The following is a 502-nucleotide window of genomic DNA, read 5'->3' on the forward strand; positions in this document are numbered from 1 at the left end:
TTCGTCATGCTCTACTACTATGACTGTATTTCCAAGATTTCGTAGCTTTGTTAGCGTTTTAATGAGTCTTGAATTATCTCGTTGGTGCAGGCCGATTGTTGGCTCATCAAGCACATACAAAACTCCTGTTAGATTAGAGCCAATCTGTGTTGCTAGTCTAATTCTTTGTGATTCTCCTCCAGATAATGTGGAGCTAGAGCGATTTAGTGTAAGATAGTTTAATCCTACATTTTTTAAAAATTCCAAACGCTCTTTGATCTCTTTCATTACATCTTGGGCAATGTATTGTTCAGTTTTAGTTAATTTTAATGATGAAAAAAAATCATAGCACTGATCAATTGATAAATCACAAACATCCATAATACTTTTTGAATTAATTTTTACTGCAAGTGCTTCAGGTTTTAGCTTTTTGCCATTGCATGTATTGCATGGTGTGTCCCTCATGAATTGTTTTAGCCAATCTCTTTTTGATTCTGAATCAGTCTCCATGAATACTCTTTGA

The 502-nt window shown here is 34.3% G+C and carries 1 pseudogene; it reads right to left on the reverse strand.

Going from position 1 to position 502, the window contains the following annotated elements:
- Positions 1-502, reverse strand: a pseudogene (locus tag C6988_RS10915) (excinuclease ABC subunit UvrA); the annotation flags it as partial.

Source organism: Nitrosopumilus sp. b1 (assembly GCF_014078545.1).
GTDB lineage: Archaea > Thermoproteota > Nitrososphaeria > Nitrososphaerales > Nitrosopumilaceae > PXYB01.